Annotated in this window: 12 protein-coding genes; 11 read left to right on the forward strand and 1 reads right to left on the reverse strand. The window is 70.8% G+C overall.

The genetic code is table 11. The annotated features are described in order from the left end of the window. The first annotated feature begins 40 nt into the window (after nt 1-40). The 10 genes from BGP03_RS19655 (at nt 41) to BGP03_RS19700 (ending at nt 13,015) form a co-directional block, all read left to right on the forward strand. A complete protein-coding gene (locus BGP03_RS19655; protein ID WP_298800530.1) occupies nt 41-1,900 on the forward strand; it encodes a cellulose synthase catalytic subunit in 1,860 nt (619 codons plus the stop codon). Beyond that, nucleotides 1,897-3,858: a kelch motif-containing protein gene (locus BGP03_RS19660; protein WP_298800531.1), complete on the forward strand. Its 1,962-nt coding sequence runs from the start codon at nt 1,897-1,899 to the stop codon at nt 3,856-3,858. The genes BGP03_RS19655 and BGP03_RS19660 overlap by 4 nt, the downstream gene beginning before the upstream one ends. Nucleotides 3,859-3,877: 19 nt before the next feature. Next, entirely contained in the window at nt 3,878-4,909 is a 1,032-nt protein-coding gene (locus BGP03_RS19665) for a glycoside hydrolase family 6 protein (protein WP_298800532.1), read from the forward strand. A 368-nt stretch (nt 4,910-5,277) separates the two neighbouring features. After that, the gene (locus BGP03_RS19670) at nt 5,278-5,760 is read left to right on the forward strand and encodes a glycosyltransferase family 2 protein (RefSeq protein WP_298800533.1); all 483 of its coding nucleotides are present in this window, start codon (nt 5,278-5,280) and stop codon (nt 5,758-5,760) included. Then, complete coding sequence (locus BGP03_RS19675) at nt 5,757-6,881, forward strand: beta-1,6-N-acetylglucosaminyltransferase (protein ID WP_298800535.1); 1,125 nt, start codon at nt 5,757-5,759, stop codon at nt 6,879-6,881. The genes BGP03_RS19670 and BGP03_RS19675 overlap by 4 nt, the downstream gene beginning before the upstream one ends. Continuing rightward, complete coding sequence (locus BGP03_RS19680; RefSeq protein WP_298800536.1) at nt 6,878-8,146, forward strand: hypothetical protein; 1,269 nt, start codon at nt 6,878-6,880, stop codon at nt 8,144-8,146. Before BGP03_RS19675 ends, BGP03_RS19680 begins: the two co-directional genes overlap by 4 nt. 5 nt (nt 8,147-8,151) lie before the next feature. Then, the gene (locus tag BGP03_RS19685; RefSeq protein ID WP_298800537.1) at nt 8,152-9,216 is read left to right on the forward strand and encodes an alpha-1,2-fucosyltransferase; all 1,065 of its coding nucleotides are present in this window, start codon (nt 8,152-8,154) and stop codon (nt 9,214-9,216) included. Next, entirely contained in the window at nt 9,209-10,294 is a 1,086-nt protein-coding gene (locus tag BGP03_RS19690; protein WP_298800538.1) for an SDR family NAD(P)-dependent oxidoreductase, read from the forward strand. The genes BGP03_RS19685 and BGP03_RS19690 overlap by 8 nt, the downstream gene beginning before the upstream one ends. A 166-nt stretch (nt 10,295-10,460) precedes the next feature. Beyond that, nucleotides 10,461-12,797 carry a hypothetical protein gene (locus BGP03_RS19695; RefSeq protein ID WP_298800539.1) on the forward strand — a complete coding sequence of 779 codons (2,337 nt, stop codon included), beginning with the start codon at nt 10,461-10,463 and terminating at the stop codon, nt 12,795-12,797. Nucleotides 12,798-12,799: 2 nt separating this feature from the next. Further along, entirely contained in the window at nt 12,800-13,015 is a 216-nt protein-coding gene (locus BGP03_RS19700; protein WP_298800540.1) for a hypothetical protein, read from the forward strand. On the opposite strand, the gene BGP03_RS19705 is transcribed toward BGP03_RS19700, so the two are convergent. Continuing rightward, complete coding sequence (locus BGP03_RS19705; protein ID WP_298800541.1) at nt 12,978-13,793, reverse strand: glycoside hydrolase family 16 protein; 816 nt, start codon at nt 13,791-13,793, stop codon at nt 12,978-12,980. The genes BGP03_RS19700 and BGP03_RS19705 overlap by 38 nt on opposite strands. Before the next feature lie 86 nt (nt 13,794-13,879). Here BGP03_RS19705 and BGP03_RS19710 point away from each other — a divergent pair, with 86 nt between their 5' ends. After that, nucleotides 13,880-14,830, forward strand: coding sequence for a glycoside hydrolase family 6 protein (locus BGP03_RS19710; RefSeq protein ID WP_298800542.1), 951 nt, complete (start codon nt 13,880-13,882; stop codon nt 14,828-14,830). Nucleotides 14,831-15,001 lie beyond the last annotated feature (171 nt).

Consider the following 15,001-nt stretch of genomic DNA (forward strand, 5'->3'; position numbering starts at 1 on the left):
GTCTTGTCCACGCGTTCGAGTACGGGGGAATGCGCGCACCGTGTCGATAGATCTGAGCTGTCCCAGCGAGCAGGCCGACGACGGTGGTCTCGGTCGGTTCGGGGTACTCGCCGGCCCGCTGACCGAGCCGCCGGATGGGCCCTACCGGGTCCGGTTCCAGAGGCTGCACACCGCGGGCGGTCGCGGGCGGGCCATCCGCACCGGTCTCATCATCACGCTCAACGTGGCGGTCGAGGTCGCGTTCGTGCTGTGGCTGCTCTCGCCCGACCACCATCCGGACTTCGACAACCCGTGGCAGATCAACGTGGCCAACGTCTTCGTGATCGGCGCGGTCACGCTCGTCGAGGGCATGCGGCTGATCAACGTGTTCTCGCTGTCGCTGGCCTCGTTGCTGGCGCGCGATCCCGTGCCGGTGATGCCCGACCCGTCGCTGCGCGTGGCGTTCCTGACCACCATCGTCCCGGGCAAGGAACCGCTGGAGATGGTGCGCACCACGCTGCGGGCCGCCCGGCGCATCCGCTACGAGGGCCGCCTCGACGTGTGGCTGCTCGACGAGGGCGACTCGGACGAGGTGCGTGAGATGTGCGCAGCCGAGGGCGTGCGCCACTTCAGCCGCAAGGGCGTCGAGCAGTACAACCAGGCCCACGGGGCGTTCAAGGCCAGGACCAAGCACGGCAACTACAACGCCTGGCTCGACGCCCACGGCTACCGCTACGACGTGTTCATGTCGGTGGACCCCGACCACGTGCCCACCCCGGACTACGCCGACCGGATGCTCGGCTACTTCCGTGACCCCGACACCGCGTTCGTCGTCGGCCCGCAGTGCTACGCCAACGTCGACAACTTCGTCACCCGCGCCGCGGAGTCGCAGCAGTTCCCGTTCCACTCGGTGATCCAGCGGGCGGGCAACGCCTACGGCGTCGCGATGCTCGTGGGCACGAACAACGCCGTGCGCATCGACGCGCTGGGCTGCGTCGGCGGCCTGATGGACTCCATCACCGAGGACTTCGCCACGGGCCTGGCGATCCACTCGCGCCGCAACCCCGAGACGGGTGGCCGCTGGCGCTCGGTCTACACCCCCGATGTGGTGGCGGTCGGCGAGGGCCCGTCGTCGTGGGCCGACTACTTCAGCCAGCAGCTGCGCTGGTCGCGCGGCACGTTCGAGCTGCTGCGCGGCCCGTTCTGGCGGCGGCTGCACCGCCTGTCGGGCCTGCGCCCGCTGCACTACGTGCTCATCGCCACGTTCTACCCGTCGATGGCGCTGGGCTGGGTGCTCGGGCTGATCAACGCCACCCTGTACCTGACGCTCGGCGCGTCGGGCATCGTCGTGCCGCCCACGGTGTGGCTCGCCCTCTACGTCGACGCCACGCTGTTCCAGCTGTGGGTCTACGTGCGCAACCGCCGCCACAACGTCAGCCCGTTCGAGGACGAGGACTCGCCGGGCCTGCGCGGCATGGTCATGAGCGTGCTGGCGTCGCCGATCTACGCCGCGTCGCTGCTCGCGACGGTCCTGCGGATGCCGGCGAGGTTCGTCGTCACGGCGAAGGACGCGGCCAGTACCCGCGACTCGCTGCGCGCGTTCTGGCGGCACCTGATCTGGGCGCTGCTGCTGGTCGGGGCCATCGTGGTCGCCTTCTGTGAGGGCTACGCGAACGTCGACGTGCTGATGTGGCCGGTCTTCGCGTTGCTGATCACGATCACCCCGCTCCTGGTGTCCTGGCTGGAGTCGGCACCCGAGGCGGTCGAGCCGGCTCCAGCCGGCACTGATGCGCCGTCCCCACACTCGGAGGTCCGGCCCGATCCCGTCGCGGAGATCGGGACCGGGATCACGGCCGAGTCGATGTCCGGGTCCGCCGCCGTGCCGGAGTTCGCCCCCGGCGATCTGGAGAGTGTCTCGTGAAGTCCCTCGTGCAGAGCCGTGTCCGCGGTGTCGTGCGCTGGATCCGCACCCGCCGCAAGCTCGTCACCCTGGTCACGCTGCCGACCTTCCTGCTGGCGGTGAACGTGCCCCCCGCGGTCGCGTTGGTGGCCGACTTCGAGCACGACCAGCTGATCCACAGCGCCGACTACACGGCGCAGTACGGCCGCTGGGACGTCATCGACCTGCCGGAGGACCTGCAGGTCAACGCGATCCACGCGGCCCTGCTGCCCACCGGCAAGCTGCTGATCGTCGCGGGCTCGGGCAACGACCAGGCCAGCTTCGACGCCGGCACGTTCCGCACGCTGCTCTACGACCCCGCGGGCGGCCAGTCGCGGCTGATCCCGACGCCGTCGGACCTGTTCTGCTCCGGTCACGCCTTCCTGCCCGACGGCAAGCTGCTCGTCGCGGGCGGCACGCAGCGCTACGAGGTGCTCGACGGCAAGGTCACCAAGGCGGCCGGCGGCATGGTCGTCAAGAACGAGAACCCCGACAAGGGGCACGCGTTCGAGAAGGGCACCGAGTTCGTGGCGCCGGACGGGCGCAAGTACAAGGCCACGACGGCGTTCACCGTCCCGCCCGCGGTCAAGACGATCATCCCCGAGGGCGCGAAGGTCACCCCGAGCCAGACCACGGTGTTCGTGGAGTCCGAGACGGACGGCCCCGCGGGCGTCACCGCGAAGGCCGCCCAGTACACGATCACCGGCCTCGCCGGTCCGGATGCGAACAACCTCTACGGGCTCGCGCAGAAGCTGACGCTCGACAAGCAGGACTTCCAGGGCATCGCCGACACCTACGAGTTCGACCCGGTCGCCGAGCGCTACGTCAAGGTCGGCGACATGGTGGAGAAGCGCTGGTACCCGTCGCTGGTCGGGCTGCCCGGCGGCGACGTGCTCGCCGTCTCCGGGCTGGACGGCACCGGCACGATCCTGCCGGGCCAGAACGAGGTGTTCGACCCGTCCACGAAGCGCTGGACCGAGCGCCCCGACCTGTTCCGCTACTTCCCCACCTACCCCGCGCTGTTCCAGACCGCGGTGCCCGGCCGCCTGTTCTACTCCGGCTCCAACGCCGGCTACGGCCCCGCCGACGCCGGGCGCGTTCCGGGCTTCTGGAACCTGCAGGGCAACACGTTCGAGCCGGTCACCGGGTTGCGCGACCCCGACCTCATGGAGACCAGCGGGTCGGCGTTCGCCGGGCCCGTCCAGGGCCAGAAGGTGATCGTGGTCGGTGGCGGCGGGGTGGGGGAGTCCAACCGCTCCACCACGCGCATCGACGTCATCGACCTGAAGGCGTCGAAGCCCACCTTCACCCCCGGCCCGGACCTGCCCGCCCCCACCCGCTACCCCAACGTGGTACAGCTGCCCAACGACGACCTGCTGATCGCCAACGGGTCGCGCGACTACCGGGGCAAGGGCCAGAGCGACCTGTTGCTGGCCAGCCTCTACCACCCGTCGACGAACACGCTGAGCCGCGCCGCCGACCCCACCGTCGGCCGCGACTACCACGCCGAGGGCATCCTGATGCCCAACGGCCAGGTCATGACGCTCGGCGGCAACGCGCTGTTCTCCGACCCCGCCGACACCAAGACGGCCAAGTTCGAGAAGCGGCTGGAGATCTACACGCCGCCGTACCTCTTCCACGGTCCGCAGCCGGTGATCACCACGGCGCCGACGGAGGCGAAGCTCGGCACGTCGATGGCGGTGACCACACCGGACGCGGGTGCGATCGCGGCGGCCCGGCTGATCCGCCCGAGCGCGGCCACCCATGCCACCGACCTCGAGCAGCGCTCGGTGATCCTCCCGGTCGCGAAGGGGTCCGGTGGTGCGCTCGACCTGCGGATACCCGGCGACCCGACGATCGTGCCGCCCGGCTACTACATGCTGTTCCTCGTCGACAAGGCCGGCGTCCCGTCGGTGGCGAAGTGGGTCCACGTCACGTGATCGGCAAGAATGTGCGTCCATGAGGCCCCGCCGCCGTCCCACCGCCCTGCTCCTGGGCGCCACCGTCGGCGTGGTCGTCGCGATCGTGGCCGTCCTGGCGTTCACCACCGCGGTGGACGTCTCGCCCGCCGCACCGGTGCAACCGGCCGCGCTCGCCGGGCCGCTGCCCTCTCCGTCGGGGTTCTTCGTCGATCCCGGGACGCCGGCCGCCCGCCAGCAGCAGCAGTGGGCGGCCGATGGCCGCACCGACGACGCCCGCCGCATCGGCGAGATCGCGGCACAGCCCGTGCCGGACTGGCTGACGCAGCCCACCGGCCAGGTCGGCGCCGAGGTCACCCGCTACGTCGGGCTGGCGCGGGCGGCGAAGCAGCGCCCGCTGTTCGTGCCGTACTTCGTGCCGGGCCGCGACTGCAGCAGCTACTCCGCGGGTGGTGCGAAGGACGCGGCCGACTACCGGAGATGGATTCGGGAGGTCGCGGGCGCGTTGAACGGGGCGGCCGCCACCGTCGTCCTCGAACCGGACGCCGTGCCGCACGAGATATCCGGGTGCGGCCGCGTCGAGGGCCGGGCCGAGCTGTTGACCGACGCCGTCTCCGTCCTGAAGGCGGCCGGGCCGGTGACCGTGTACCTCGACGCCGGCAACCCCGGCTTCGTCACCGACACCGGCGCCCTCGCCGACGCGCTGAAGCGCAGCGGCGTCGCGCAGGCCGACGGCTTCGCCCTCAACGTGGCCAACTTCTACCCCACCCCCGAGGTCGTGACCTACGGACGTGCGGTGTCGGCGGCCGTCGGGGGCAAGCCGTTCGTGGTGGACACCAGCCGCAACGGCAACGGCCGACCCGACGGCAACACCGTCAACGGCGCCCCGTCGTTCTGCAATCCGCCCGGCCGTGCGCTGGGCGAGGTGCCCACCACGACGACGGGTGAGGCGTCCGTCGACGCGTACCTGTGGATCAAGCGGGTGGGGGAGAGCGACGGCGCCTGTCGCCCCGGCGAGCCGGAGGCCGGGCAGTGGTGGGCGGACTACGCCCTGGCGCTGGTGCCGAAGTAGCAGCCGCCGCGACCGTGTTCTGGACGCCGACCCGATGGTCTGGGCTGTTTGCGCGATCGAGTCGGGGGCGAATGGCCTAATCCGGCCGAGGTCGCCCGACATGCCGTAACGCTGCACGTGAGTTCACCGACGTGGTAGTCGAGCTCCCCAGCCGGATTCTGTCGCCCATCGCTTTCCCCGACCTTCGCGACCGCAGCTACCGCACCCACGATGACGTCGATGTGGAGCGTTCAGGAATGACTTCCTGGACGCCGTACTTCCGTGACCATCGGAAGAGGATGCGGTCGTGCTCATCCGTTCTTCCCGACACTCGTCGCCCTTCTCCCCGAAGGTACGAGCCGCGGTACACCGAATGTGGAGCGCCGACCATGACCAGCATCGAGGACAGCCGGATCCCTGCGGATCTCCTGCCCGACGATCCTGCCCCGGAGTGCCCCGATCCTCCTGCGCCCGTACCGCCCCGGATCAGCGTCGTCGTCCCGCCCCTCAACGAGTCGCACAACATCGGCTGGGTTCTGGCCCGCCTCTCGCGGGACCTGCACGAGGTGATCCTCGTCGACGGGCGCTCGGTCGACGGCACGGTCGCCGCAGCCACGGGTGACATCGCCGTCATCATCGACGCCGAGGGGTCCATGGATCCCGTGGAGATCCCCGGCCTCGTCGGGGCACTGCTTGCAGGCGCGGACGTCGTGAAGGGCTCACGGGCCGCGGCCGGGGGCGGTTCGAGCGACCTCCCGACCGTTCGCCGGTTGCGCAACCGGGTCCTCACCTTCGCGGCGAACCTCGTGTACCGCCAGAGTTGGCGCGAGCTCTGTTACGGCTATGCAGCGCGGGTCGGCGGCCTCGCATGAACGCGATCCCCGAGCCCCGCTCGACCCCGGACGCGATCGCCCCGGAACGCGGTGACGCCGGGGACGGTGCCTCACGGGTCCTCTACTTCATCACCTCCTACGGCACCGGCGCGCAGCTCCAGCGCCTCCTGAGGACGCTGCTGACCGGTGACCCGGACTGCGCGGTCGTGATCCACCACGACCGCTTCCAGACCGACCTGGACCTCGGGGACCTGGCCGACCACGACGACGTGCACGTGCTCACGAGCGACGAGCCGATCGTGTGGGGTGACCTGTCGCTGGAACGGGCCCGCTGGCGGGTGTTCGAGTGGTCGTTGCGCCACATGGAGTTCGGTTGGATGGTCCTGCTCTCCGAGCAGGACTACCCGCTGGTCCCGATCCGCGACGTCACCGACGGTCTCCGCCGCTGCGGGGCCGACGCGCTCATCGAGGCCGTTCCCATCGAGCAGATCGACGATCCCCACCATCTCCGCGAGCTCCGTCCCCACCACCGGCTGGACTGCCGCCGCCGCTACGAGTACCGCTACCAGGTCGTGCCCCGCCTCGGTCTGACCGACGGCTGGCCGGATCAGGCCCGGACGGCATCCCGTCATCTGCGCCGAGCCCTCTACTTCACGGTGAACGCGGTGCAGAAGAAGGTGGTCCTCTACTCCTTCCACGACAAGCTGGGCATGGGTACCAAGGTCGGGGTCCGCTCCTCACAGCCGCCGTTCGACGCCAACTTCCCCTGCTGGTACAGCTCGGCCTGGTTCGCCCTGTCACGGAGGGCGGTGCGGTCCGTGGTCGCGTTCGTCACCGAGAACGAGGACTTCGTGGAGCACTACGAGGACACGATCATCCCCGTCGAGTCGGCGACCGCCACGATCGTCTGCAACGACCCGGGTCTGCGGGTCGCCCGCCGTTCCCTGCACTACGTCCGGTGGAGCGACCGCGGATCGGGCAGACCGGACGTCCTCACGGCTCACGACGCCGGTGAGCTGCTGCGTTCGGGCTTCTACTTCGCGCGCAAGCTGGACCTGGTGACCGAGCCCGAGCTGTTCGACATCCTCGATCGGACCGTTCTCGCGGAGCCGGTGGCGGGGAAGGCTGTCGAGCACGCCTCGGCCGACAGTGGCGGATGACCGCCGGAACGGCTGCGAAGTCCCGTCACCTGGAGTTCAACGCGCTCGCCATGATGGTGACAACGGCGTCGACCTCGGTGCTGGGGATCGCCTTCTGGGCCGCGGCGGCCCGCTTCTACACACCGGCCGAGGTCGGCCGGGCGTCGGCGACCCTCTCGACGGCGACGATGCTGGCGGCGTTCGCGAGCCTGAACCTGGGCAACGTCTACGCGCGCTTCCTCCCGGGTGCGGGGCCCCGGTCCCGGCAGTTCGTGATGGCCGGGTACGGCGTCACCGTGGTCGCCGCGGTGCTGCTCGGAACCGGGTTCCTGCTCCTCGGCCCGACCACGCAGATGCTCGTGACGCCCAGCGACCATGTGCTGTTCCCGGTGCTGGTCGTCGTCCTCACGATCTTCCTGCTGCAGGACTTCGTCCTCGTCGCGCTGCGGGCCGCCGCGTGGGTGACGGTCGAGAACGTGGCCTTCGCCGTGGTGAAGCTGGCGCTGCTCGCCTTCCTGGCCGGCGCGACCGTGAGCAACGGGGTGGTCGTCGCGTGGGGCGCTCCGGCGGCCCTGGCCGTCGGCGTCATCGCCCCGATCCTGTACTTCCGCATGCTGCCGAACCGGCAGCCGCTCGCGGGCGGCACGGGCGGCCAGCCGCCGGGGCGAGGTGAGCTGGGGCGGTTCTTCGCGGCCGAGTACGCGACGGGGGTGGCGGCGAACATCGTGCCGGTGCTGCTGCCGTTGATCGTGCTGACCAGGCTCGGCCCCGAGGCGAACGCCTACTACGCGGTCCCGTGGATGATCAGCACGGCGTTGAACCTGCTGGTGTGGAACGTCGCGTCCTCCTTTCTGGTGGAGGCCTCGCACGACGAGCGGGCCACGGGCGCGCTGATCCGCCGCGCGCTGCGACTCTCCTGCGCCGTGGGCGTCGGCGGGTCGATCGCCGTGATCATCTCGGCGCCGTGGGTGCTGTCCGTTCTCGGAGGTGCGTACGCCGCCGAGGGCACCGCGGTGCTGCAGTTCATGGCGGCGGCGGCCCCGTTCACGGTGATCATCACGACGTACACGACGCTGGCCCGGATCCGCCGCAGGATGGCGCAGGTCGTCGTCGTGCAACTGGCGACGGCGGCCATCGTGATCTCCCTGGCCTTCCTTCTGGTCGACGGGCTCGGTATCACCGGCATGGGCGTCGCCTACCTCGCGGGCGAGGCACTGGTGACCGCGTTCGTCCTGGTGCCGTTGGTGCGCGGCTACCGCCATGTGTCCCCTGTGCAGCGATCGTGAAGCGAATGACGAGAGGTGCCGCCGTGCTGGCTGGGGAACTGACCCGGGGTCGCCGGGTGATGCAGGACGGGATCACGATCTATCCCGTCGAGCGGTTGGGCAACCAGCTCTTCCAGTACGCCACCGGCCTGGAGCAGGCGCGCAGGCTGCAGGTGCCGCTCTACGTCAACAGGGCGTTCTACCTGGAGGAGGCGGCGGCGAAGCGGCGGGTGTACTCGCTCGACTACCAGCTCGACGCGTTCGACAGCGGCATCGTCGACCCGATCGGGGAGGAGTACCACCGGCCGATCTTCTACGGCCTGCCCCCCATTCGGACGGTGGAGTCCTTCCACCGGAGGATCGGGTCGAGGCTGCCCGGGCCGGGGTCGCGGATCTTCGGCGAGCGCTCGTTCGGCTACGACCCCCGCATCCACGACGTCGTGCCGGGAACCACGTTGCTGGGGTTCTTCCAGTCGTGGCGGTACTGCACGACCGTCGTCGAGGAGGTGCGCCGTCGGATGACCGCGCTGACCGCCCCGTCCGCCTGGTATGCGGCGATGTGCGAACAGCTGAGACCGGGCGACGGGTCGGTCGTCCTCAACGTCCGGCGGTCCGACTACCTGCTGCCCAGGCAGCGGGCGGTGCACGGTGTGGCCACTCGCTCCTACTACGAGCGGTCCCTGCGTCTCGTCCGCGGTCTCGGCGTCACGGGTCCGGTGTACGTCATGAGCGAGGCGCTGGACGACGTGATGCGCGAGTTCGAGGGGATCCCGGACCTCGTCCCGATCCAGCCCCCTCCCGGCACCGATCCGATGGAGCTCATCCTCCTGCTGGCCCGCGCGGACGCCCTGGTTGCGGCGAACAGCTCGTTCAGCTGGTGGGGTGGCTTCCTCGGCGAGCGGCCCGGCCGGCCCGTCGTCGCACCCCGGCCGTGGTTCACGTTGAAGCGGATCGACTCCGACGACCTGTTGATGCCGGACTGGATCACGTTGGACCGCGAGGACCACCCCGATCCGGCGGGTGCCGTGTCCGTCCCCGCACAGGCCCGATCGTCTCGTCCACTCGACTCCGAGGAGCACATCCGTGTCTGACCGGACCGCGCTCGTGACAGGTGGAGCGGGCTTCATCGGCTCACGCCTGTCCCGTGACCTGGTGGCCGCGGGTTTCGACGTCGTGGTTGCCGACGTGCTCCACCCGCAGGTGCACGCCGAGCCGGGATGGCCCGCCGCGCTGGCCCCCGGCGTCCGTCCCTACCCGGTCGACGTCACCAGCCCGACGCAGTGCGACGCGCTCGTCCGTCTGGTGCGCCCGGACCTCGTTGTGCACCTCGCTGCGGAGACCGGTACCGGCCAGTCGCTCACGGAGGCGAGCCGGCACGCGCTGGTGAACGTCGCCGGCACGGCACAGATCCTCGACGCCTTCACCCGCACCGGCCACGTACCGGAACACATCGTCCTCACCTCGAGCCGGGCGGTGTACGGCGAAGGCCGCTGGGCGACCGCCGCGGGGACGCCGTTCTACGCCGCCACCCGCGGGACCGCGCAGCTCGACGCCCACGAGTGGAACCCCACCGACCGCGACGGCACGCTCGCCGGAGCGGTGCCGTGCCCGCACCGTGCGGAGGACACCGAGCCCCGGCCGTCGAACGTCTACGCGGCCACCAAGCTCGCCCAGGAGCACCTGCTCGGTGCGTGGACCAGCGCGATGGGATCCACGTTGTCGATCCTGCGGCTGCAGAACGTCTACGGCCCGGGCCAGTCGCTCAGCAATCCCTACACCGGCATCGTCAGCCTGTTCGCGACGCGCGGCCTCCGCGGCGAGGCGATCGAGGTCTACGAGGAGGGGGGCATCCTGCGGGACTTCGTGTACATCGACGACGTCGTGCGCGCGATCATGCTGTGCGTCGACCGGCCCGACACCGGGCTGTTGCTGACCGACATCGGTTCGGGCAACCGGGTCAGCCTGCTGGAGGTCGCCGAGTTCGTCGCCGAGCGGACGGGATCACCGGCCCCGGTCCTGTCGACCCGGTACCGTCCCGGTGACGTGCGCGCCGCGTCCGCCGACATCGACCACGCGGGCAAGGCCCTCGGCTACATGCCGGAGGTGGATGTGCGGTCCGGTCTGCAGCTGCTGTTGAACTGGATCCAGGACATCCATGACCGCAACTAGCAGGGAATCCCGCGGGGCGGGCGGGCCCCGGCACGGCGCTCCGGCTCCCGTTCCGCGCCCGCGCGGTCGCCACGCGGCGCCGGTTCCGGTGCCCCGACCTCGTAGGTCGGTCGATCCCGTCACTCGCCCCATCCCGCGGGTCGCGCCCACGACGGCGATCCCCCACGTGGAGACCGCGACGACGGCGATCCCGTTGGTCGACACCGCCACGACGGCTTTCCCGGTCGTCGACACGGCCACGACGGCGATCCCCGTGGCCGGGGTCGCCACCGAGGCGATCCCCGCACGGCACACCGCGGCCGAGCCCGTCACCGATCGGTTCCCGGTCGTCGCGCCACCGGCTCCGTCTCTCTCTACCCGGGCCGACGTCGTGGTGCTCGCCGTCGCCTCCGGGGTGGCCGTCGCCGCACCCGCCCTGGCGTCGGCCTCGGTGTCCCTACCCGGCCGGCCCGTACTCGCGGTGCTCTTCATGCTGGTCGTTCCCGGAGTGCCGGTCGCCTTGTTCCTGCGACTGCCCGACCGGCTCCTGTCCGCGAACATCGCCCTCGGCGTAAGCCTGGGCGCGAACCTGCTCGTCGCCACCGCGGTGCTGCAGGCCGGGTGGTGGCACCCGGTCCCGGCGTCGTGGGCGCTGACGGCCGTCGCGCTCGCCTTCGCCGTCGCGGTGGGCCGCCGCATGCTCGCCACGGGAGTCGCACCGGCCGTCCGGCCGGCGGCCGAGCCGTCCCGTGTCCGCTTCCGCCTGGTCACGTCGTTCGTGCTGGTCGTGGCCATGACCGTGTGGGCCATCGGCGTCCACGAGACCGACCTGAACGCGGCCGGCCTGCTCGGGGTGGCCACGGCCGTCGGCTGGAAGTACGTGGTCGCGCTGGCGATGCTGATGTCGGTGGCCGCGGCGGCGCTGCTCCGCAGGCAGCTGGACGCCGCGGTGCTGGCCGCGTGCACGGTCCTGGTGACGCTCGCCCTGTACGGCTTCGTCAACATCGCCGACGGCCAGGCGAGCGTGGCCACGGGGTGGCTGCACGTCGGGTTCATCCACTACATCACCGACTACGGCCACGTCCTCGCGTCCTACGACGCACGGTTCAGCTGGCCCGGCTTCTTCGCGGCGGGTGCTCAGCTGGTGGCGCTCGCCGGGGTGCCGGACGCGCGTCCGTTCCTCCTGCTCTCCCCGGTCGTGTTCAACCTGCTGAGCCTGCTGGCCGTGTTCCTCATCGGGCGGTCGGTGACATCGAGCCCGCGCTGCGCGTGGCTCACGGTCTTCGTCGTCCTGTGTACGAACTGGTATCAGCAGGACTACTTCTCTCCGCAGGCCGTCTGTTACGTCCTGTACCTCGTGGTCGTCGCGACGCTCCTGTGGTCCTCCACCCAGTGCCCGACGTCCGCTGTCGGAGCCCGTGGCGTAGGCCGCGCGCTCGAGATCGCGCGACGGGTGCCCGCCCGGCCGCCCGGCGTCACGAGCGGGGCGAGCCTCGGTACGGGGGCCACGCTGCTCGTCATGGGTGCGGCCACCGTGGTGAGCCACCAGCTGACCCCGGTGGCGGTGATCATCGCGTTGGTGACGTTCGTGGTGTGCGGGGCCACCCGCTACCGATCGTTGTGGATCATGATCGTCCTGCTGATGGTCGCCTGGTACAGCTACGGGGCCACCGACTTCATCTTCGGGCACCTCGGAGAGGTGATCGGTGATGTCGGGCAGGTGCAGAACACGATCAGCAGCGCCGTCACGGACCGGCTGACGGGCAACCCCGTCTACCTCTACGCCCAGCAGACGAGGATCGGCTGGTCGGGTGCGTTGTTCGGCGTCGCGCTCATCGGTGCCTGGTTCGTCCGGCGGCGGCGGGACGCGGTACTCGTCGTGGGGCTCGCGGTGGGGCCGTTCACGCTCATGCTGCTCCAGAGCTACGGCGGCGAGGTCCTGATCCGGTGCTTCCTCTACGCCGCGCCGTTCCTCGCGACTCTGGCGGTGGTGGGCGCACGCGGCGTCGTCCACGCGGTGCGGGAGCGGACCGGACGCCGGCGGGCCGGAGACCGCACGGCGTCGCGTCCCGTGGTGGGCGTACCCGTGATCGCGTTGACCGCTGTAGCGCTGACGGTGATGTCGCTCGCGCTGACGTTCACGCGCGGCCTCAACGTGTCGTTCGAGCGCAACCCGGGCGGGCTGCTGGCGGGCTCGGACTTCCTCCTCGACCGGATCCCGACCGGGGCTGCGGTGGGGACGCTGCGCTTCCCGGGCATCCTCCCGTACCGGCGGCTGGGCGACTACTCGGCGCTGTCGCTGGAGGAGCGGTTCTGCGGGGTGCCGGAGGTCGAGTGCGCGATCAAGGACCGGCCCGAGTTCATCCTCGTCACGACGACGCAGGACCGGATCGGTGAGCTGCAGTCGGCTCTGCCGAGGGGCTGGACCATCACCATCGCCGACGAACTGATCGCGAGGGGCCTCTACACGAAGGTCTTCGTGAACCGCGACGTCGAGATCCTCAAGATCACGGGCGAGAGGTAGGCATGCTGGAGTTCCTCGTGGGGTGGCTGGGCCTCGCGGTGCTGAGCGTCGCGTGTGTAGCGGCGGGAGCAGCCGACGTGACCAGGGAACGTGTGCACGACGAGGCGGGCCGCCCCCGTGGCTCGAGGCGGACGCTGCGGGCGGTGACGATGGCGACGGCCGTGCTGGGCCTTGCCGGGCTCATCCTGACGGTGCTGCGACTCGCGGCGTTCGCATGACCCCCGGAGGGGGATCGGGGGCGTAGACGGCCACCCAATCGACCTCCAGGCGGGTCGTGTCGGGTGTGCCGGCGACGGGGCACACGACCTGGTCCTTGCGGCAGCCGTCGCCCTGGGCCTGGATCGCCATCCACATCGGGATCGACGGCACCCCCGCGTCCTCGACGGTGGTCCAGACCCTCCCGTCGAGCGTGTAGGATACCTGGCCGGGCATCCACTCGACCCCCACCGTGTGCCACGTGCTGAAGTCACCGGGCACCTCGCGCTGGATCTGTGAGTTCTCGGCGCTGTAGTGCAAGGTGGCGGTGGCGGCGTCGCGGATCCCCCCGCCGTCCTCGGCGAAGTCGATTTCCGGCGGCCAAACGGGTTCCTCGGGCCACAGCAGGATCGCGTAGGTGATGTCGTCGCTGCGGTCCACCCGGAACCGCACCAGCCACTTCCCGTAGGTCTGGGCCACCTTGTAGTTCGAGATCCCGCCGGTGGTCCACAGATCGCCGGCCCGGGTGCCTTCGAGAACGAGTCTGCCGTCGGCCACCACGACCTGGTCCAGAGCCCATTTCGTGCGCGGATCGTCTCCTGGGCTCCCCTCGTACGGCCCCCATTCCTGGCGGAGCGCAGGCCCGGTGAAGTCGTCGACGAAGATCTGCTTCCAACCGGGCAACGTCGCGGGGGGCGGAGCCTCCCCGGACGGGTAGGGGGAGTCCGACGCGACGAGTAACGCCACCGCGACCGCCGGTACGGCGGCGATCGCAAGGACCCGCCGTACGGAACGGTTCACGGGGAGACCCTACGGGGTGGAAAGACAGGGATCTGTGGCCGTCTCGCAAGCGTCGCGCGGCCGGATCGGCTGGGAGACTCGACGGCGTGTCCCGCCTCCTGGTCGCTGCCCTCGCACTGGCGTTGATCGCCGGCTGCTCGGCCGCGCCCACGAGCGTGCTGTCGCAGACCGACCTGTTCGTCGACCCCACCTCCCCGGCCGCGACGCAGGCCGCCGAGTGGCAGGCGGCCGGCCGCACCGCCGACGCGGAGAAGATGCGGGTGATCGCCGCCCAGCCCATCGCGCAGTGGCTGACCTCGCCCACCGGTCAGCAGGCCCCGGTGGTGGCCGAACAGGTGCGGCGGGCGCGCGCGGCCGGTAGGACGCCCTTCTTCGTGGCCTACCACGTGCCGTTCCGCGACTGCGGCAGCTTCTCCGGCGGGGGCGCCACCTCGTCGGACGACTACCGCGCCTGGATCCGCGAGGTGGCCGGCGCCCTGGACGGCGGCCCGGCCCTGGTCGTCCTCGAACCGGACGCCGTCGCGCACGAGGTGACCGGGTGCGGGCGCTCCGCCGACCGCTCCGCCCTGCTCGCCGACGCCATCGGGGTCCTCGACGGTGCCGGCGCCAAGGTCTACCTCGACGCCGGCAACCCCGGCTTCGTCACCGACCCCGCCCGGATCGCCGACGCCCTGCGCCGCAGCGGGGTGGAGAGGGCGGCCGGCTTCTCGTTGAACGTCGCCAACTTCTGGCCGACGCCCGACGTCGTCGCGTACGGGAAGGCCGTGTCCGCGGCGCTGGGCGGCGCGCACTTCGTGGTGGACACCAGTCGCAACGGCAACGGCCGCCCTGACGGCGAGACGGTGGACGGCGGACCGGCCTTCTGCAACCCCCCGGGCCGGAAGCTGGGCCAGGCCCCGACCCAGTCGACGGGCGAGCCGCTCGTCGACGCGTACCTGTGGGTGAAGCGGGTCGGGGAGTCGGACGGCTCGTGCCGCCCCGGCGAGCCGGCGGCGGGGCAGTGGTGGCCGGACTACGCCCTGAGATTGGCCGGGTAGAGCGCAACAGCGCTGTGTGACCGCCATTTCCGATATGTGGAGGAATTGCGACATACAGGACGAGTCATGGTGTGCCGACTGGGCCGCCAGGGTTGGGTGCTCGCGACTGTGATTACGTACCGCGACGGGTCTCCTCGTCTGCGTAACAGTTTCCGGGCCTGCATCGAATGG

Source organism: Pseudonocardia sp. 73-21, assembly GCF_001899645.1.
Lineage (GTDB): Bacteria > Actinomycetota > Actinomycetes > Mycobacteriales > Pseudonocardiaceae > Pseudonocardia.

Coding starts and splice junctions, on each gene's coding strand:
- BGP03_RS19665 (WP_298800532.1), top strand. CDS start 3,878: ATGAGGCCCCGCCGCCGTCCCACCGCCCTGCTCCTGGGCGCCACCGTC.
- BGP03_RS19670 (WP_298800533.1), top strand. CDS start 5,278: ATGACCAGCATCGAGGACAGCCGGATCCCTGCGGATCTCCTGCCCGAC.
- BGP03_RS19675 (WP_298800535.1), top strand. CDS start 5,757: ATGAACGCGATCCCCGAGCCCCGCTCGACCCCGGACGCGATCGCCCCG.
- BGP03_RS19680 (WP_298800536.1), top strand. CDS start 6,878: ATGACCGCCGGAACGGCTGCGAAGTCCCGTCACCTGGAGTTCAACGCG.
- BGP03_RS19685 (WP_298800537.1), top strand. CDS start 8,152: ATGACGAGAGGTGCCGCCGTGCTGGCTGGGGAACTGACCCGGGGTCGC.
- BGP03_RS19700 (WP_298800540.1), top strand. CDS start 12,800: ATGCTGGAGTTCCTCGTGGGGTGGCTGGGCCTCGCGGTGCTGAGCGTC.